Genomic DNA, 19,136 nt, shown 5'->3' with positions numbered 1-19,136 from the left:
CAGGCTCTCGCCACCAGGGTGGCCGACACTCGTGGACCGCGAGGAGTGGCGCGACGGAGGCGCACGTCCCACGGTTGAGCCGTATGCCTTCCGACACTTCTTCCGGCGGCGCGTCCGTTTCCTATGCCAGTGCGCGGGGACGCGGCGTGCTGCTCGCGAGCGTGCTCGGCAGTGGCATGGCCTTCCTCGACTCCACCGCCGTCAACGTGGCGCTGCCCGCGCTGGGCCGAGAGCTCAACACGGGGCTGACGGGCCTCCAGTGGGCCGTGGACGCCTACCTGCTCACCCTCGGTTCGCTGGTGCTCACCGGCGGCGCGCTCGGTGATGCCTGGGGACAGCGCCGCGTCTTCTTGCTGGGCGTGGTGGGCTTCACCGCCATGTCCGTGCTGTGCGGCCTGGCGCCGAACGCCTGGACGCTCGCCCTCTTCCGCGCCGCGCAGGGCATGGGCGCGGCGCTGCTGGTGCCCGCGAGCCTGGCGCTCTTGCGGACCTCGTTCCCCGAAGCGGACCGACAGCGCGCGGTGGCCGCATGGGCGGGCCTGTCCGGCGTCACCACCGCGCTGGGGCCGCTGCTGGGAGGCTGGCTGGTGGACGTGGCCTCCTGGCGGCTGGTGTTCTTCCTGAATCTTCCCCTGGCGGCGCTCACCGCCTGGGCCACGCTGCGCCACGTTCCGGACGACCGGCCCACGGGGGATGCGCGCAAGCTGGACCTCGCCGGTTCGGTGACGGCCGCGCTGGGGCTCGGCGGCGTCATCTACGCGCTCATCGAAGGGCCCGCGCATGGCTGGTCCGTGGCCCCCGTGCTCGCCGCGGTGTTCGGCGCGGCGATGCTGGCCGCCTTCCTCGTCATCGAGTCGCGCGCGCGAAACCCGATGTTGCCGTTGGGGCTGTTCCGTTCGCGGACCTTCTCTGGTGCCAACCTCACGACGCTGACGGTGTACTTCGCGCTGGGCGGCGTGGGCTTCCTGCTCATCCTCGCGCTGCAACAACAGCTCGGGTACTCGGCGCTCGCGGCGGGAGCGTCGTTGCTGCCCATCACCGTGATGCTGCTGTTGTTCTCACCGGTGGTGGGGAGGCTCGCGGGACGCATCGGCGCACGGCCCTTGATGACGGCGGGGCCGCTGCTGGCGGGCGTGGGCATGGCGCTGCTCACGCTCATCCACCGGGATGGAAGCTACGTGGGCACGGTGCTGCCGGGGGTGCTCGTGCTGGGCCTGGGGTTGAGTCTCACGGTGGGGCCGCTGACGGCGGTGGTGCTCGGCGCGGTGGAGGACCGGCACGCGGGCATCGCCTCGGGGGTGAACAACGCCGTGGCGCGAATCGCCGGACTCCTGGCGGTGGCACTGCTGCCGCTCCTGGGAGGACTCGCGAACAAGACGGGGGACGCGTTCCTCGCGGGGACACGTGAAGCGCTGTGGGTGTCCGCGGGCCTGTGCGTGCTGGGCGCGCTGTGCTCGTTCCTGCTGTTGCCCCGGGATGTCGGCCGGGTGAAGCGCGAGCCCTCGAGACCGAGCCCGCGCTCCACCGCGCCTCCAGGCTCACGCCCGGGTCTTCAGTTCCGGAGTCAGCGGAAGTAGGGCGAGCGGGCCACTTCGATGCGGCCCAGCAGCTCCATCGTTCCCAGTCGCTCCTCACCGCTGAGCGTGGGCAGACGCGCCGTCAGCTCCGTGTGCACCTCCTGCAACACGCCATAGGCCGCGAGCGTCTGGTGCGCCTTCAGGAGATTCACCATGACCCGGCGCACGGGGAAGGTGCGCACCCCATCCACGTTCAGCAGGATGCCGCGCACGTCCGCGAGCAGGGCCTGCGTATACGCAGGGGTGGTCGGCGGCGGCTTCACCGCATGGGGCTGCCCGACGCGTGTGTCCAGATAGAGGAAGCTGAGGATGCGGCGGGCCAGGTCATTGGCACGGACCGCGTACGCCGCACCTTCGCCCGAGGGAATCTGGAGGGGTGGCCGCACCTGCTGCATGAGGACGTCGTAGGCCTGGGCCTGTCCGCTCGCGTCCCCGCCCCTGACGAAGGAGTCCAGCGCCTGGAGGCTCGCGCGGAAATCGACGCCGACGGGCGCGCCACGCAGCACCTGCTCCGCCAGGGTCCGCATGTTGGGCAGATGAAAACGCGTCAACGGGTCGTCATAGCGGTCGTAGTGGACACAAGCAGGCTCCGCCCAGGCCAGGACGTCACTGTCCGTACAGAACAGGTCCGTGGGCAGCGCCGTGGACAGTCCATAGAGGTAGCGCACCGCCGCCACGTCGTACGTGCCGGGCGCCTGCACGTGAAGGGTGTCGGGCATGGCGGAGTAGTCCATGACGGTGCTCGAACGCGGCGTTTGGGGCGTGCCGTCGTACACGCGCGACCCATTGAAGTTGTGTCGCAGGCCCAGCGTGTGACCGACCTCGTGCAGCATGATGTAGGTGAGGTAGCGCTCCACCTTCTGCTTCACGGTGAGGGCGGGTCCTTCGGAGCGGTCCTCCTCTGACGACAGTCGGGCGGAGAAGCCCGATGGGAGGGACGCCGCGTCCAGCTCACAGGAGGGCTCGCGGGTGAGCCCGACCCAGTACAGCCTGGGCCTCGGGTTCTCGTCACGCGCGCTGGCCGAGGAGAAAGCCGTCAGCTCTCCCGCGAAGAAGGCCTCGGCATCGTGAATCATGGCGGCGCTGATCATGACGGTGGCCCGGCGGACCTCGCCCGTATTGGGATTCGAGCTGAAGTCAGCGATGGCCAGATGGGCGTGGACCTTCGGGTCGAGGACAGCGAAGTTCTTGTCGTCCTCTCCGATGTCCATGCTGCTGTCACCCAGCACGGCCTCGAAGACCTTGAAGCCGAACGCCGCGTTCCAACCCTCGATGCCTCGCTTCACGGCGCCCACCACGTCCGCACCCCGGTAGCGGGGGTCCTCGTTCAGTTCCAGGAAGTTGGGGGTGATGTAGAAGCGGATGGGTTTCATCCCCGGCCGGATGTTCCACTTGATGGCATTCAACGCCAGCTCGCCCGTGTTGGGGATGAAGCGGCCCTCGCTGCGGAAGTAGTGCCGCGGCTCCGGTGCTGGCATCTCCGTGAAGCCCTCACCTTCCTTGTACTTGCGCAGCGCCATGGCCAGCGTGCCCGAGGCGCGAAAGCCGTTGCGCTCCAGGGAGTCGCTCCGGTCGTCGAAGACGTCCGTGAAGCCCGTGAAGACCTGTTCGTACTGGACGCCGTCCGAGAGACGCCGAAAGCGCTGGGAGAAGAGCAGCTCCATCCGGAAGTCGATGGCCCCGGGCGCATACCAGTGGTCTCCGAGGATGCCGACACGGTTGAGCCCCGCCGCCGGGTCGATGAGCACGTACTGGTCCGAGCCTGGCAAGCGGTTGAACGGGGCGTGGTCCGTGACGATGGGATACGCATCCACCAACGAGTCCGGCTTGAAGATGTCGTTGCGCGTCAACCCGTCGCGGGCGTCGAAGGCGTAGAGCTTGCCGTTCTGCTCCTGGAAGCGAATCACGCGGGGAATGAGATTCGCGGGGAGGCCGTAGTACTCCGGGTCGAAGTTGAGCTGTCGAAGCGTGGCGGACAGGAACCAGCGCTGCTTCAGCTCGCTCTTTCGGATGGCGAGGTAGAACGTCCGCCCCGTCGCGTCCACCACGCCGTCGAGCTTCTGCGTCACCTGCGTGTGCTGCTCGGACGTGAGCTCGCGAGGGACTTCGACGAAGTCTTCGCCCAGGACCATCGCGGGCGCGGGCGCCTCCGGCGCGTCGCACCCGACACCCAACGTCGCGACCAGGGCCAGCGCGCCCATCCAGAAACGCCGAGCCAGGAAGTGCTGTTTCCGCATCACGATGTCTCTCCATACCGGGAGAAGGAGTCGAGACACGTCTGGCCACAGGACACGGCGCGACGCCCCCTGCTCCGTCCCCCGGCGGTCCCGGGCAGGTTCGCACCTTCATTGCCACGGTCATCAAGTTGCAATCCATGTCAGGAACCTCCTCTCCGGACATGCTTGCTCCCCGGCCCGTGGACTTTGCGGTCCTTCCACCGTGCTGCTACCCGCGCGCGGGCGCGCGACTCCAGAAGCACGAAGGGCCCCCTTCCCGATGGGAAGAGAGCCCTTGTCACCGCATGGGTGCGTCCGTCGTGCGCACTAGCTCTTGTACTTCACCGAGCAGCCGTACGGCGTGGTGGTGGCGGCGGGAACGGGCTTGCCGTTGAGCACCGCGTCCACGGTCGTCTGCACGTGGTTGACCTTCTTGTCGCTCTTGCCGCGCGGGTCATCGTCGATGGCGCCCGCGTAGCGGACCACACCCTCCGCGTCGATGATGTACATGTGCGGCGTCGTCTTGGCGCCGTACGTCTTGCCCGTCGCGCCGCTGGCGTCCTGGAGCACGGGGTACGTGAAGCCCTCCGTCTTCTTCCACGTGGCGGACTTCTCCGGCGTGTTGTGCGCCGTCGAGTCCACCGCCAGCCACACCACCTTCTTGGCGTCGAAGCCCTTCAAGGTGTTGGCCATCGTGTCCGCCTCATAGTGGCGCTTCACGAAGGGGCACTCGGGGTTGGTCCACTCCAGCACCACCACCTTGCCCTTGTACTGCGACAGCGAATGCTCCTTGCCCGCCTCGTCCTTCAGCGTGAAGGCCGGGGCCGGCTTGCCGACCTCCGCGTCCGCGAAAGCGGGGACACCCACGAGTACCGAACCGAGCGCGAGAGCGGTGAAGACCTGCTTCATGGCATTCCTCCTGATTGGGCACTGCTTGACTGCGGATGACTGCGTTTCAAGGCCGAGGGAATCCAGCGGCGCAGAGGACCTTCGAGCCGTCCTGCCGGCGCAGCGGTGAGCACTCCGACGCACGCTTCACCGAGTCCACCACCGCATCCACCGTCAACAACTCCTGCAACACCTCCGGCTTGTCCGGCGCGCCGGGGCTCAGCACCAGGTACATGGGCACGCCCGCGCGGCCATGGTCCGCCAGCCGCGCGGTGATGCGCGCATCGCGGCGCGTCCAGTCCGCCACGAAGAACGCCACCTGGTGCTCCGTGAAGGCCGCGCGCACCTCCTCGCGAGCCAGCACGGTGCGCTCGTTGAACTTGCAGGTGAGGCACCAGTCCGCGGTGAAGTCGATGAACACCGGCTGCCCCGCCGCCAGCGCGGAGGCCACCGCCTCGTCGCTCCAAGGCTGCGCCTGCCCCACCGTGGTTGACGCGCGCGCCGCCGGGGCCGCCTCCTCGAAGCGCAGCGCCGCCACGCCCGAGCCCACCAGCACCAGCGCCGCCACCGCCAGCGTGCCCCACCGGCGCCCGCCCTCCTGGAGCTGCGACTGGCCATACACCCACGTGCCCAGGCCCACCGCGACGAGGAAGGCCAACAGCCGCGCCATGCCGTCCACGCCGGCAAGCCCCCCCATCACCCAGACGAGCCACACCGTGGTGCCCAGGAGCGCGAAGCCCAGCACCTGCTTGAAGCGCTCCATCCACGCGCCCGGCTTCGGCAGCTTCTGCGCAAGCCCCGGCACCAGCACCAGCAGACAGAAGGGCAGCGCCAGGCCCAGGCCCAGCGCGGTGAAGACGGCGAGCACCGTGAGCGGGCCCGCCGCGAAGGCGAAGCCCACCGCCGTGCCGAGCAGCGGCGCCGAGCACGGAGTCGCCAGCACCACCGCGAGCACGCCCTCGCCCGCGCTGTGAAGCAGTCCGTGGCTCTGGTCCACCTTGCCCGCGAGCGCGGTGCCATCCAGGCCCACGTTGAAGACACCAAAAAGGTTGAGGGCGAACGCCACCAGCACCGCGCTCACCGCCGCGACGAAGAGCGGCTCCTGGAACTGGAAGCCCCAGCCCACACCCGCGCCGCCCGCGCGCACCGCCAGCACCGCGCCCGCGAGCGCTAGCATGCTGGCGACGATTCCGCCCGCGTACGCCGCCGCGTGCGCGCCCACCCGGCCCTGCTCCTGGCGCACCATGCGCGTGAAGCCATACGCCTTGAGCGCCAGCACGGGGAACACGCACGGCATCAGGTTGAGCAGCGCACCGCCCAGGAACGCGAACAAGAGCGCCATGCCCAGCCCCATCGACGACTCCGGGGGCGCGGCCGTCGCGGCGCTCGCCACCGGCTTCACCGCCGCGAGCGAGTCCTTGATGGAGGGCGCCTTCGCCACGACAGGCGTCGGCGCCGCACCCACGGCGGCCACGAAGGGCGCCATCGGCACGTCGACTTCCAGCGCCTGATAGCCCGTGGCCTCGGTCCCCAGGCGCAACACGCCCTTGAGTCGAGGCTCCGCCTTCGGTGCATCCGGCTCCGCCTTGCCCTTCAGCGCGAAGCGCCCCGGGGCCGTCTGCGTGAGCGTCACCTTGTCCAGGCCGGGGATGCGCTCGGGGACGAAGGCGTCCTTCTCCGCGGTGGGCACCGCGCCACCACCGGACTTCGCCACCGTGACGGTGCCGGTGAACTCCTGGCCCGCGGTGAGCTGCTTCACATCCAGCGCGAGCGCGGCGGTGTGGCCGGTGTCCGCCACCGGGCGAGGAACGCGCGCCTTCGCCGCATCGAACGTTGGCGTGGTCTCCGCGTCCGCGAGCGTCGTCGGCCCCACGGGGATGGAGCGCGTGAGCATCAGGTCCGCGGGGATGCAGTGCACCTCGCACACCAGCGCGTTCACCGCGGCCGACAGGTTGAGCGTGCCGACGGCCTGCTCGGAAGCGCGTGCCTCGGCGAAGAGGAGCACCTCGCCGTCATAGCCGTGGGTGACGATGAAGCCGTCGGGCGTGCGGAAGGTGCTCGGGAAGGGCCACTGGAGCGCGCCCACCGTGGAGCCGGGCGTGTCCCACGCGACGTCCGTCTCCAGGCCGGAGTCACCCGGGTTCTTCCAGTAGATGTGCCAGCCCGGGTCCAACCGGAAGCGCACGCCCACGCGGTAGGTGTCGCCCGGCTTCACCTGGGTGGCATCCACCAGCAGCGCGGCCTCCAAGCGCGGATCGCCCTCGTCGGGCGCGCCCGTGGCCACCGCGGACGGAGGAAGCGCCGCCTGCGCCACCGCCGCCACCAGCCACATGCCGATACCGCCCACCAGGGCGAGCCTCTTGGACACCGAGTGCTTCATGCGTCTCCCGTTAACCCACCCGAAGCCAGGTCGCCAGCATCCGACGGGCCCCGCTTCCGAGGGAGAACCTTCCAGGCGGGGGGACATTCCCCGCGCCCGCCCGCATCCGGGGCGTGCGACAGGGCAGGAAACATCCCGGGTGACGCGGCGTGGACAGAAGGACCCGCTCCGTCGGGGCGGGCGACCGGGCGGCCAGGCCAGGAGCAGCTCAGTCCTCCGACTTCCAGGGGGCCAGGGCGGGCAGCGGGAGCGCCGGACCCACGCGGCTCAAGGTGACGCGGGAGACCTCGGAGTGGGCGCGGCGCATCACCAGCGCCTGGGGTTGCGCGGCGCGGCGCTCGACGATGCGGCGCAGGTCCGCCAGTCGCTCCATGTGGCGTTGCGGTGGGACTTCCAGCGAGCCCAGTCGCGCGAGCTTGTAGAGGGCGAGGTCGGCGGTCTCCAGCGCCTGCTCCGCGGCCCCCTGGTTGCGGCGGCCCAGGGCCTTCCAGGCGGAGGCCTCGGCGGCCACCAGCTCCAGCTCCGCCGACACCGCGCGCACGAAGCGGCCCTGGTCGCTGTCGGGCAGTACGCGTGACACGGGGACAGGCATGCGCCGCGTGTCCGTGCCCTCCGTGTAGGAAGTCGTCACGCCCAGGTTCCACTCGGCCGCGTCCAGCCTGCCGGAGAAGAGGACCCGACGCGGGAAGGACTGCGACACCGCGCCGAGCGACGCACTCATCGCGTCCCCTTCGACACGGGAGGAGTAGCGGTGACGGCAGCGCAGCTCCGAGAAGCCCGAGGGCAACACGTACACGCGCGCGTCCGAGCCCACCTCGCCGAACAGCTCCGCGGACATCGTGCCCACGGCCAGCGGCAGACCCTCCGGGTCATCCACGTGGACGAAGCCGGTGCCGGACGGTCCCGTGAGGGCTTCCAGGATGTCGGGCAGGTAGTGACGGCCCAGTCCCAGCGCGTGCAGCACGACGCCAGACTCCACGACGCGCGCGCCCAGCGTCTTGAAGTCGGAGAGCTGGGAGGGGCCGACGGACGGCTCGCCATCCGTGAGCATCAGCACCTGGGGGCGCGCACCTGGGACGAGCACGCGGCGCACAGCCTCCGCGCCCCGCTCGATGGCCTCGTGCAGCGCGGTGCCCTCACCGGACTCCAGGCGCGACAGCGCCTTGAGGAACTGGGCCTTGGCGGAAGCGTCCATCGCGCGCACGGGCAGCAGTTGCTCCGGCTCCGCGTCGAAAGTGAGGAGGCCCAGGTAGTCGCGAGGGCTGGCGCGCTCCACCAGGGATTGCGCGGCCTGCACCGCGGCGAGCAGCGGGACGCCGCGCATGGACGCGCTGCGGTCCAACACGAGGTTCGCCGTCACGGGAGCCCGGGGCGCGTCCGCGTCCGCTTCCAGCGTGACGAGCAGCAACACTTCCCGGCCGTGCTCCGCGTCGCGCTCCACTGCCAAGGCCGTCTGCTTCATCCGTGCTCCCGCGCGCTCTCACGAGACATTCTGCCGCGAACCGCCCCGTGAAAGACGACGTCCCTCACGACCGGAAGTCTCATGGGCCACAACACCAATGGCATGGATCCTCACGGAAAGGCTTCCACGTCGAGGATGTGGGCAGACACACCCCGGAATCAAGAGGCAGCGCCCTTCATCCCCAGCGTCAGGGTAGGTCCTGACCGCGTCGGAGCCGCGCTCAACGACGTCAGCAAGAAGGAGGAGATGACGGCCGCCCCGAACGCCCAGGCGTCACCGTAAGACCACCGGCCCGGGAGCCACCCACTGAGGGCGCCACCGCACGAGCCGAACCACCGGTTACAAAGAAGCGCCCCCGCGCATCCACCGGCCGCGGGGGCCGCGAATCACTCGGCCGCGCTCCAGCCGCCCCACGACTCATCCCCATAGCCCCACATCCGGCCACCGGGAGCCCCATCCACGGGAGTCACGGACTCGCTCTCACCATCTTCCGCGAGGTCCACATACGGCAGCCCTTCATCGTCCATGTAGGTGGTGTCATCGTGAACCATGTCCGACTCCTTTGGGCGCTCCGCTTCAGGGAAGGTGGACGGCCTTTCGGCTCGCCTCCTTGTGGGCGCCCCCCTGTTCGGTCCGCGTGGGTCCGCCCGATGCGGTGCCCGGCTTACGACTCGTTGACCGATTTACCGACCATGGTGCTCATGTCGCTTCGCGTTGTAAAGCCCTTGGGGAATCAAACTTCCGACCCCTGCTTCGACCCCACGTCTACTCGCCTGCCCTCCAACCTTCACTCCAATTATTTCAGCAGGTTGAGAAGGCGTTGACTGACAGACAGCGTGCGAGGCCGTCGTACAAGGTAGGTCGGCCTGGCGTCGGATGGAACCACACAGCAGTCAACACTTCGCCATTTTCAAGGCGGTAGGCTGCCAGTGCGGGTGTCAGTAAATCGGTGTAGCGGGCAAGCTTGCTCGCTCGTGGCGCCACTCCGTGCTTCAGTCCCGGACACCTCGCCCGCTCAGCGCTTGATTCGAGAATCACCCCTGTTAGGGTTGACGGGCACTCAAGTTTTGCCGCGTCGCGGCAACGGGCCTTCCGCCGCGTCCCCCCAGAGGTCCTCCGAGTCCCAATGAGTCCCATCATCACCGGCCTATTGCTTGCCATCGCCGTTCCCATCTTCGTGATGACCATGTCCGGTCGCGTGGGCGTGTTGCTCGCGATGAAGAAGGAGCGGCGGCTCGACAACATCCCGCTGCGCATCAAGCGGCTCGTGCTCTTCGGGCTCGGGCAGAAGCGCATGGTCGACCCGGAGGAGTTCACCCCGGGTTTGATGCACGTGCTCATCTACGCGGCGTTCATGGTGCTGCAGGTGCGCACCATCATGATGTTCGCGATGGGCTTCTCGTCCGGCGCGCTGGAGCTGTTCACCGACCTGAGCCACCCCTTCTGGCTGGACAACACGGTGCTGCTGGGCGCCTACCGTGGCTATCTGCTGATCAAGGACGTGGTGGCGGCCCTGGCCCTGGTGGGCTGCGGCTACTACGTGTGGACGCGCTGGAAGGTGAAGCCGGACCGCATGTCGCAGTCCTGGGAGGCGTACCTCATCCTGGGCTTCATCTCCGGGTTGATGGTCTCCGAGTTCCTGTTCGGCGGCAGCCACATGGTGGCGGCGCACGCGGCGGCGCAGCAGGTGCCGATGGGCGCCACGCAGGTGCCCGCGGCCCCGTCCGCGCTGGTGTGGTGGGAGCCGTTCACCAGCCTGGTCGGCATGGCGATGATGCCCCTGGGCTCCACGGCCGCGCACGTGCTGGGCATTGGAGGCTTCTGGACCCACCTCATCATCGTCCTGGCGTTCCTGAACTTCCTGCCCATCGGCAAGCACTTCCACATCATCACCGGCCTGCCCAACGTCTTCTTCCAGCGCACCCACTCCACCGGCAAGCTGCCCACGCCCAACCTGGAGAAGGAAGAGTTCGGCACCGCCACGGTGAGGGACCTCACGTGGAAGCAGGGCCTGGATTTGTACTCCTGCACGGAGTGCGGTCGCTGCCAGACGCACTGCCCCACGTACATCACCGGCAAGCCGCTCACGCACAAGGCCGTCAACCAGGACCTGAAGCATTGGATCTGGGACCACGAGCAGTGGGCGGAGGAGGGCTACAGCCCCAACCGCATCAAGGAGCCCCTGCCGGAAATCGTCGGCGGCGCGCTGAGCTCCGAGACGGTCTGGGCCTGTACCAGCTGCGGGTGGTGCGAGCAGGCGTGTCCGGTGTTCATCGAGAACGTGCCGCGCCTCATCGACATGCGCCGCTACCAGGTGCAGGTGAAGGCGGACTTCCCGCCTGAAATCCAGCGCGTGTTCGAAGGCATGGAGCGCCAGGGCAACCCCTGGGGCCTGGGCCAGGACCGTCGCGACGAGTGGGCGGAGGACCTGGCGCTGCCCACGTGGGGTGACGAAGGTGGCCCGTACGAGTACCTGTTCTTCGTGGGCTGCGCGGGCAGCTACGACGACAAGCAGAAGAAGGTCAGCCGCTCGCTGGTGAAAATCATGCGGGAGGCGGGCGTGAGCTTCGCCACGCTGTCCAAGCAGGAGATGTGCAACGGCGACTCCGCGCGCCGCATGGGCAACGAGTACCTGTACCAGACGATGGCGAAGACGAACGTCGAGTCGTGGAACTCGATGGGCGTCAAGGCGGTCATCACCCAGTGCCCGCACTGCTTCAACACCATCAAGAACGAGTACCCGGAGTTCGGCGGCGAGTACCGCGTCATCAATCACACGGAGCTCATCAACGAGCTGTTGCGCGACAAGCGCATCAAGCTGTCCGCGGTGATGAACACCAAGCTGACGTACCACGACCCCTGCTACCTGGGCCGGCACAACGGCGTGTATGACGCGCCCCGCGAAGTGCTCAAGGCCATCCCCGGGCTGGAAGTCGTGGAGATGCAGCGCAGCAAGCGCGAGGGCTTCTGCTGCGGCGCCGGTGGCGGCCGCATGTGGATGGAGGAGCACATTGGCACGCGCATCAACCACAACCGGTTGAACGAAGTCGCGCTGACGCTCAAGCACGCCGAGGACCCGACCACGCCGTTCCCCGACGCCGCGGACAGGAAGAAGCCGGGCCTGGTGGGCGACTACAAGGAGAAGGGCGGCACGGGCATCGTCGCCGTCGCGTGTCCCTTCTGCTCGACGATGCTCGGCGACGCGGTCAACGACACCGGCCGCGAGGGGAACATCAAGGTCAAGGACATCACCGAGCTGGTCGCCGACGCGATGGAGGTCCGCAGCGGCGCGGCCGGTGGCGTGGCTCCCGGCGCGACGTTGAGCGCCAAGCCGGAGTAGCGGCTCGGGAAGCAGACACTGGGCCCGGAGGCTTCCACCGTGAAGCCCCGGGCCTTCGTCGTTTCAGGCGCTCACTTCACCCACTCCAGCAGGTACGTGCAGGAGGAGCCCTCGCGCACGAGCACGGAGACTCGGGGCTCCTTCGCGCCCGAGAGGGTGAGCAGGAATTCCAGGACGCCGACGTAGTAGATGGGCCTGTCGTTGATGTCGCTGAGCCACAGCTCGGCGCGCCCCGGCGAGCTGGCCTTCACCAGCGTCTCCACATAGTTGTCCGTGCCGCGAAAGCCCCGGTTGAGCTGGAACAACATGAACTGGGGTCCCAACGCGCGAGCGCCCACGCCCAGCATCCGGCCGAGCACCGTGGCCAGCAGGCCCTCCATCACCGCGTGCCCCAACTGACGCCAGGCCTCATCGAGCGGAAGGTGCGGCCACAAGTCACCCAGCACGATGTGTTGCCAGCGCAGCCACGAGGCCAGGGGATACGTCGGCTGCAGCGGGACGGACAAATCCAACCCCGCCTCACGCAGCAGGCGCCACGCGTCCTCGGACAGACGGTCCTTCAGCGCAATCTGGAAGAGGCCCTGCACCGTCCCGCTGTGGACGATTTTTGGCTCGGACGTCGCCATGCGGTGGCTCCTCTCGGACGGGGGCGGACCGTACGTGTGAAGCCCCCCATGCGGTGCGGGGCCGCCCGCACGTGGAGGGTGGTGAACGCCGCGAGTGTCCGGACACGGACGCGTGCTCAGGGCTTGCGTTGCTTTTCCGAACGCAGCACTCGCTCCAACCGCTTCGTGGCCCCGTCATCCCCGAGCTTGCCCGCGACGTACGCACCCGCGGACGCGAGCTTCCGGCGGAAGTCTTCCTTCGGCGGTGTCGCGGCCGGAGAGGCCGTGCCCGGACCGGTGATGGCATCGGTGCGCAGCAACAGGGGCACCATGGAGCGCTCGTCCTCCGTCGCGCTCTCCCAGAGCGCCGACACGCAGTTCGAGTGGCCATGGGCGGCGGCGATGATGACCGCGGACTCTCCGATGCGGTTCGTAATCGTCGCGTCCGCGCCCGCCTTCAGCAGCAGCTCCACGAGCCCTGCGTGTCCCTCCCGCGCCGCCACCATCAGCGGCGTGAGTCCCTCGTCATCGAACGGATTGGGGTCCGCGCCCGCGTCGAGCTGGGACTTCAAGGACTCGCGGTCTCCCGCGAGCACGGCATCGAAGAGGGACATGGCAGCCTCCAGCGCGACAGCATCGCGCCTCGGGGGCGCGGATGCCAGGGACCTGGGAGCCTGGGGACAGGCCTACAGCGGGCCGTACGAAGGCTCGGCCGCGCTGGGCACCGCGAGCGTGACGGAGTTGGACGGCGCCGCGCTCACGGTGGAGCGGTAGATGCCCGGGTCCCCACCCGCCGAGTCGGCGAAGAGGAAGCCGACCTGGCTCGCGCCCGTCCACACCGGCCACGTCTCCTGGGCGCTCGCGCCGCCATAGCTGGTGACGCGTCGCAAAGCGCCCAGGCGACCTCCACTCAGGGCTCCCACATAGGTGCGCACGCTGCTCGAGGAGCCGCGCCCGTCCAGCACCACCTGCGAGCCGTCCGGCGACACCGCGACACGGTTGGCCACGGTCCCGACGTCATTGCCCAGCGACGAGGCGATGATGGCGCCCCCCGAGAGCGGCACGTACGCCACCTGATTGAGCTGCTGGAGCCCGCTGCCCGTGGGCGCGACGACGGCGGTCCCATTGGGGACGAAGGACGGCGCCCCATAGGCGACGACGGAGTTCGGGGTGAGCTCCTGGAAGCCGCTGCCGTCCGTGTTCACCCGCCCGAGCGACGTGAGGGAGCTGTTGCCGGGGGAGAAGACGAAGACGACGCCGCGGCCGTCCGGACTGAAGGTGGGCGTGCGGAAATTGGTGCAGCCCCGCGCGCAGGCCGCGTCATTCTCGCTGAACAACGTGGCCACAGTGCCACCCGTGGTGGGCACCGTCAGCAGCGAGGTGCCAAGGCCACCGCGCTGGACGAAGACGACGCTGCGACCATCCTTCGACACCGAGGGCCAGTAGGCCCCGCCCGTGCTGGTCAGCCGCTGCGGACTGTTGGGGTCTCCCGCGTCGTCCACCACGAAGACGTTGCGGTCGTCCTCGCGCACGAAGGCAAAGCCCTTGCTGAACCGGACGCCTCCCACGCCGCCGCCGCCGCCATCATCCTCGAACGGCTCGCAGCCACCCAGCAGCCCCACCACCAACAGCCCACCGACGAAATACCGCGTGCCCGTCATCACAATCGCTCCACGTTGCCGGCCCGGTTCAGCGCCCCGCACTACAGGGCGCGCCGGGTCGGACGTCAACGCGTGCGAAGGCATTCACGGGCAAGCCCGCGCGAAGGGGTTCAGCGGTTGAGCTTGGCCAGCTCGTTGCGACACTGGTTGCAGAGCGACAGCTGCTTGCGGTCGCAGTCCTGCGGGGACTGCGCGAAGAACATCACGCACCGGGGGTCCTCGCAGTAGGACAACCCGAGCAGGTGGCCCGCCTGGTGGGTGACCTCCACCTGGATGCGCCGCCGCAGGTGCTCGCCGTCAGCGCCCTGGCGAAGCCTGAACACGCTCACCACCGCCGTGCGGGACTCGCGGTCCGCCTCGCCGAAGACAAAGGGCGAGTCCGGGACGAAGAGGTCCACGTCCGTCACGCCGAGCACCAGGTGCTGACCGGGCTCCATCATCGGCGTGAGCCGACGCATGATGGCGTTGCAGTGGTACTGGGCACGGTCCTTGTTGAAGGCATAGGCCGGCGTCGGGAGCGCCGTCTTCGCCACCACCGAAGCGGTGCCCATCTGTGTGGTCAGTGGGTCCTGGAGGTCTTTCAACAGGGTTGCCGTTGGGCTTCCCACGGAGACCAGCAGGAGCGTCTTCTGCGGCATCGGGCCACCGTCCTTCATGCACACGGACGGACGCGCTGGCTACCGCGTCCCCCCGGAGCGGAATGACTGGGGCGCAAGGATTCGAACCTTGATACTCAGAGTCAAAGTCTGATGTCCTGCCATTAGACGACGCCCCAGCAGGTTCGCACGTGAACTTCTGGCGGCCGATTCTACGGCATCTGGACGGGCTCGGGAACCCACTCTGACGTCGGGATGTGTCGTCTCCCCCTTCCACCCCTCTTCCACGAGGATCAACCCCGGAAAGAACGGGTCCGGACGCGCTGAATTCCACCTGGAGTGAATTGACCACTCCGTGTGTATCGGCGCGAGGGCCCGGAGACGAAGCTCCGGGCCCCCGGGAGGCGGGATTCAGCCCTTGAGGACGGCGATGGGTGTCAGGCGCCGGACGGGAGTGACGAGGTCCGCCTCGTCCTCGAGGACCTCGACGATGTCGCGGTAGGCGGCGGGCGCCTCCTCCACGAGCGCCGCGGCCCGGCGGGAGTCATGCACCACCCTGCGCAGGGCGTGCTCCAGGGCCGAGGGACGGATGCGGGCGCGGGCCTCGGTCCGGGTGAGGACCCGACCGGCTCCGTGGGAGCAGGAGCGGAACGCGCGGGGCTCGGCCCGGCCTTCCACCACATAGGAGGCGGTGCCCATCGAACCGGGGATGAGCCCTTGCCGCCCTGACTCCAGGCCCACCGCGCCCTTGCGGTGGACCCACAGCGCGCGGCCGAAGTGCGTCTCCCCGGCGACGTGGTTGTGGTGGAGGTCCACCGTGGACTCGAGCTCCGGTGAGATGCCCAGCGTCTGGGACAACACCTCCAGGGCCCGGGCGGCCAGCGCGTCGCGGTTCGCTCGGGCGAAGCGACAGGCGAGGTCCAGGTCCGCGAGGCAGGCGGCTCCCTCGGGCGTGTGCAGGCTCAGGCCAGGCAGGCTGCCTTCCCCGAGCGTCTTCGCGACACGCTGGTGATGCTCGCCGATGGCCGCGCCCACGCCGCGAGAGCCGGAGTGCAGGAGCAGCCAGAGGTCCCCTCCCGCGTCCCGGTCCAGCTCGAGGAAGTGGTTGCCACCGCCGAGCGTGCCCAGGTGTCGCGGCGCCAGCCGCTCCCAGGCATGGCGCAGCTTCTGGGTCGAGAGCGGCGGCGCCTCCAGCGCGGACGGAAGAGGAAGGCCGCGACCTCGATGCGTCGCGTCTCCCACCGGGATGACCTGGGACAAGCGGGTGAGCAGCAGCTCCAGCGTGTCACGCCCCAGCGACGCGGCGGGATATGCGAAGCGGTAGGCACTCACGCCACAGCCCAGGTCTCCACCGAGGGCACCGGGGACAACGTGGTGCTCGGTGGCGAAGACGGAGCCCACCGCGACGCCGTGCGCGACGTGGACATCCGGCATCGCGGCCACGTGCTCGACGACGTAGGGCTGGGCGGCGAGGTGCCGGAGTTGTTTCTCCGCGCCGGGTGGAAGGGCGCGTGCCCAGACGAGGATGGGCACGGCGCCGGGCGCCGCCGGGAGGATGCGTGGATTCATCGCGCACCTCCTTCGTCATCGCCGTCCTCGTCGAAGGACCCGGGTACTTCGTCCTCGTCTTCGGGGACGGCGTCGTCTGGAGGCTCGGCGGACAACGCCTCCGTCGGGTGCTCGGCCACGCCGATGTAGATGAAGCGCAGTTGAGGCACCCGCTTGAGGTCCAGGTGCTGTGCGAGCTGCGAGCGCAGGTAGCCACTGGCTCGGGCCAGTGCCTCCTGGACTTCACGCGCGCCGGACACCGCCGCCGGGGTGAGGGTGTAGCCAATGCGGATGAGCCGACCATCCGGTGTGAGTTCGAAGGACGCCGGTGAGACACCTTCGAGTCGAGGGTCGGACAGCTCGCTCCGGAAGAGGAGGGAGACCTCCTGGAACAGGGTGGACTGAACGCGCAGGTGACGCGCGGAGGGAGGTTCGGACGACGACAACGAGAACGATGATGCAGCAGCACCCTCGCGCCGACGGGACGCGCGGGGACGACGATTCCTGGAAGAAGCCATGAGTGGACGAAGAGTTCCCAGCAGGCCGCGCGTGCGGCGCACACCTCGTGACTCAGCTCACGAGGACGCGTGCGGCACGACGGCCGGAGTGCACGGTGACAAAGGCTTGCGCGCGGTGCTGGTTCGACGAGGACACAACCCTCTCCGACCCACTCATCCTCGAAGGCGGGTGAGGGAGGAACTCAGCGCTCGTGAGACGAGCACGACGCGAAGCGACCCGAGACACCGTTCAATACAGTCCCCATGGCACACCTCCCGCCGCGCTCGGAGTCTCCGGCACGGGCACTCGTGGGTTTCCGACGGGGAGAACGGACGGCGCTCACCGCCTGTCCGCGCACACCGGCGGACGCCGACGAAAATGCCTGGGGACTCCTGACACGCGGGGACGGGGGCCCTCCTCTCGGGACAAGGCAGGCGTCACCTGGAGGACAGCGCGCACCGTCGACCTTCCTGGAGAGGGGGCGGATGTCCGGTGGTCGCCACCCCTTCTTTCCACCATCCGACGAGAAGCCTCGCGTGGGATTGGCCCCTTCGCACCTCCCTGCCTACGCAGCAGGGCGCGAGGGCGAACACATGGCGGATGTCTTCGATGTGGTGGTGATTGGTGGTGGGCCCACGGGAGAGAATGCGGGAGCGCGAGCCGCCGCGGCCGGGCTTTCCGTGGCGCTGGTCGAACACGAGCTGCTCGGCGGCGAGTGCTCCTACTGGGCCTGCGTTCCGAGCAAGGCGCTGTTGCGTCCAGCGGAGGCGCTCTGGTTGGCGAAGCACTCGCCGGGTGTGCGAGAGACCATCAAGGGGCCGCTGGTCGCCAGCGCGGTGTTGGAGCACCGCGATGCCATGGTCGGCTACTACAACGACGACTCCCAGGTGAAGTGGGCCGAGGGCGCGAAGCTGACGGTGGTGCGCGGCCACGGCAAGCTCACCGGCCCACGCAAGGTGCGCGTCGAGGCCAAGGACGGCACCGTGCGCGAGCTGGAGGCAAAGCGCGCGGTGGTGCTCGCGACGGGCAGTCGGCCGCGCATCCCGGACATCCCGGGGCTGAAGGAAGCCCGGCCGTGGGACAACCGCGAGGGCACGGGCGCGAAGCAGGTGCCCAAGCGGCTGCTGGTGCTGGGCGGCGGCGTGGTGGCGGTGGAGCTGGCGCAGGCGTGGCGCTCGCTGGGCTCGGAGGTGACGCTGGTGGAGCGCGGCAAGGCGCTGCTGTCCCGCTTCGAGCCCTTCGTGGGTGAGCAGGTGGCCCAGGCCCTGCGCGACGAAGGCGTGAAGGTGATGCTGAGCACATCCATCACCGGCGTGAGTCGCCCGGGAGGCCAAGGCGAGGTGACGGTGAAACTCTCGACGGGCGAGGAGCTGAAGGGCGATGCGGTGTTGGTGGGCATGGGCCGCGTGCCGCGCACGGACTCCCTGGGCCTGGAGACGGTGGGGCTGAAGGCCGGCGAGACGGTGCAGGTGGATGACCAGCTCCGCGCGAAGGGCGTGGAGGGTGGCTGGCTCTACGCATGCGGCGATGTGAATGGCCGCAACCTGCTGACGCACATGGGCAAGTACCAGGCGCGACTGGTGGGTGACGTCATCGCGGGCAAGAAGGCGAGCGCGTGGGCGGACACGAAGGCGACGCCGCAGGTCATCTTCACGCACCCGCAGGTGGCGAGCGTGGGCCTCACGGAGGCGAAGGCCCGTGAAGCGGGGCTGCCCGTGCGCACCGTGCAGTACGACCTGGGCAAGGTGTCGGGTACATCACTGTTCGGCGAGAAGCTCGGTGGCACGGCGAAGCTGGTGGTGGACGAGAAGCGCCGGGTCATCCTGGGTGCCACCTTCACCGGACCCGAGGTGGGCGAGATGCTTCACGCTGCCACCATCGCCGTCGCGGGTGAGGTGTCGCTCGACACGCTCTGGCATGCCGTGCCGTCGTTCCCCACGATGAGTGAGGTGTGGCTGCGCTTGCTGGAGACGTACGGCCTGTAGCGCGAGCACGTGGGTCGCTGGCGAGTGTGCGGCTCGCCAGCCCCGACCCGCATGGCGGCATTTGTATGGGATTACCCAATCCCATACAGGCCCCGGGAAGCTTGCTGACCCGGGAGCCCGAGCGTCCCCCTCACGATGTCTCCACGTCGGCACGACACGGCCACACCCGCATGTGCCGCCAGGTCAGTGAAACACCTTCCTCCGCGACGGCACCACACATCCAGGCACACTCCAGGTGACGACCTCCGCGCCATGTCCGGGCAGGCAGGTAACCCGAGAGGGGAGATCCACCTCGCCACCTCCACACGGAGGCCGTTGCCGGGCAGGGCCCCGGCGTGAAATGGTGAACACCTCCCCCGCCCTCCCCGCCTCCTCGATGC

General features: G+C 69.0%; 14 protein-coding genes and 1 tRNA gene. 3 read left to right on the top strand and 12 right to left on the bottom strand.

Going from position 1 to position 19,136, the window contains the following annotated elements:
- Positions 1 to 83: 83 nt before the first annotated feature.
- The gene (locus HR086_RS06735) at positions 84 to 1,577 is read left to right on the top strand and encodes an MFS transporter (RefSeq protein WP_174460166.1); all 1,494 of its coding nucleotides are present in this window, start codon (positions 84 to 86) and stop codon (positions 1,575 to 1,577) included.
- On the opposite strand, the gene HR086_RS06730 is transcribed toward HR086_RS06735, so the two are convergent.
- The 5 genes from HR086_RS06730 to HR086_RS06710 form a co-directional block, all read right to left on the bottom strand.
- Positions 1,565 to 3,814: a zinc-dependent metalloprotease gene (locus HR086_RS06730; protein ID WP_254626214.1), complete on the bottom strand. Its 2,250-nt coding sequence runs from the start codon at positions 3,812 to 3,814 to the stop codon at positions 1,565 to 1,567. The two genes, HR086_RS06735 and HR086_RS06730, sit on opposite strands and share 13 nt — an antisense overlap.
- A gap of 306 nt (positions 3,815 to 4,120) precedes the next feature.
- Entirely contained in the window at positions 4,121 to 4,702 is a 582-nt protein-coding gene (locus HR086_RS06725; protein ID WP_174459055.1) for a thioredoxin family protein, read from the bottom strand.
- Positions 4,703 to 4,748: 46 nt separating this feature from the next.
- Entirely contained in the window at positions 4,749 to 7,061 is a 2,313-nt protein-coding gene (locus tag HR086_RS06720; RefSeq protein WP_174465154.1) for a protein-disulfide reductase DsbD, read from the bottom strand.
- 208 nt (positions 7,062 to 7,269) lie between these two features.
- Positions 7,270 to 8,523 carry a VWA domain-containing protein gene (locus tag HR086_RS06715; protein ID WP_141641123.1) on the bottom strand — a complete coding sequence of 418 codons (1,254 nt, stop codon included), beginning with the start codon at positions 8,521 to 8,523 and terminating at the stop codon, positions 7,270 to 7,272.
- A 386-nt stretch (positions 8,524 to 8,909) separates the two neighbouring features.
- Positions 8,910 to 9,074 (bottom strand): hypothetical protein, encoded by a 165-nt coding sequence (locus tag HR086_RS06710; protein ID WP_174460170.1) that lies wholly within the window; start codon positions 9,072 to 9,074, stop codon positions 8,910 to 8,912.
- Positions 9,075 to 9,649: 575 nt separating this feature from the next.
- Here HR086_RS06710 and HR086_RS06705 point away from each other — a divergent pair.
- The gene (locus HR086_RS06705) at positions 9,650 to 11,863 is read left to right on the top strand and encodes a (Fe-S)-binding protein (protein ID WP_141641122.1); all 2,214 of its coding nucleotides are present in this window, start codon (positions 9,650 to 9,652) and stop codon (positions 11,861 to 11,863) included.
- Between the two features lie 71 nt (positions 11,864 to 11,934).
- On the opposite strand, the gene HR086_RS06700 is transcribed toward HR086_RS06705, so the two are convergent.
- The 7 genes from HR086_RS06700 to HR086_RS06670 all read right to left on the bottom strand — a co-directional run bounded on the left by HR086_RS06700 (position 11,935) and on the right by HR086_RS06670 (position 16,791).
- Positions 11,935 to 12,489, bottom strand: a complete 555-nt coding sequence (locus HR086_RS06700; protein WP_141641121.1) for a DUF2378 family protein — start codon at positions 12,487 to 12,489, stop codon at positions 11,935 to 11,937.
- A 116-nt stretch (positions 12,490 to 12,605) separates the two neighbouring features.
- Complete coding sequence (locus HR086_RS06695) at positions 12,606 to 13,082, bottom strand: ankyrin repeat domain-containing protein (protein ID WP_174459050.1); 477 nt, start codon at positions 13,080 to 13,082, stop codon at positions 12,606 to 12,608.
- Positions 13,083 to 13,154: 72 nt separating this feature from the next.
- Complete coding sequence (locus HR086_RS06690; RefSeq protein WP_174465153.1) at positions 13,155 to 14,129, bottom strand: PD40 domain-containing protein; 975 nt, start codon at positions 14,127 to 14,129, stop codon at positions 13,155 to 13,157.
- Positions 14,130 to 14,239: 110 nt separating this feature from the next.
- The gene (locus HR086_RS06685) at positions 14,240 to 14,767 is read right to left on the bottom strand and encodes a non-proteolytic archaemetzincin-like protein (RefSeq protein WP_141641118.1); all 528 of its coding nucleotides are present in this window, start codon (positions 14,765 to 14,767) and stop codon (positions 14,240 to 14,242) included.
- 66 nt (positions 14,768 to 14,833) lie between these two features.
- Positions 14,834 to 14,904, bottom strand: a tRNA-Gln gene (locus HR086_RS06680).
- 232 nt (positions 14,905 to 15,136) lie between these two features.
- A complete protein-coding gene (locus HR086_RS06675; RefSeq protein WP_174465152.1) occupies positions 15,137 to 16,294 on the bottom strand; it encodes an RtcB family protein in 1,158 nt (385 codons plus the stop codon).
- A complete protein-coding gene (locus HR086_RS06670) occupies positions 16,291 to 16,791 on the bottom strand; it encodes a ribosome-binding factor A (RefSeq protein WP_174465151.1) in 501 nt (166 codons plus the stop codon). Before HR086_RS06670 ends, HR086_RS06675 begins: the two co-directional genes overlap by 4 nt.
- 573 nt (positions 16,792 to 17,364) lie before the next feature.
- On the opposite strand from HR086_RS06670, the gene HR086_RS06665 reads away from it, so the two are divergent.
- Positions 17,365 to 18,756, top strand: coding sequence for an NAD(P)/FAD-dependent oxidoreductase (locus tag HR086_RS06665; protein WP_174460176.1), 1,392 nt, complete (start codon positions 17,365 to 17,367; stop codon positions 18,754 to 18,756).
- The last annotated feature ends 380 nt before the right edge of the window (positions 18,757 to 19,136 follow it).

Source organism: Myxococcus sp. CA039A (genome assembly GCF_013336645.1).
In the GTDB taxonomy this organism is placed as follows: Bacteria; Myxococcota; Myxococcia; order Myxococcales; family Myxococcaceae; genus Myxococcus; species Myxococcus llanfairpwllgwyngyllgogerychwyrndrobwllllantysiliogogogochensis.
The sequence above is the reverse complement of the archived record's forward strand: the minus strand, read 5'-3'. Positions and strand labels throughout refer to the sequence as shown.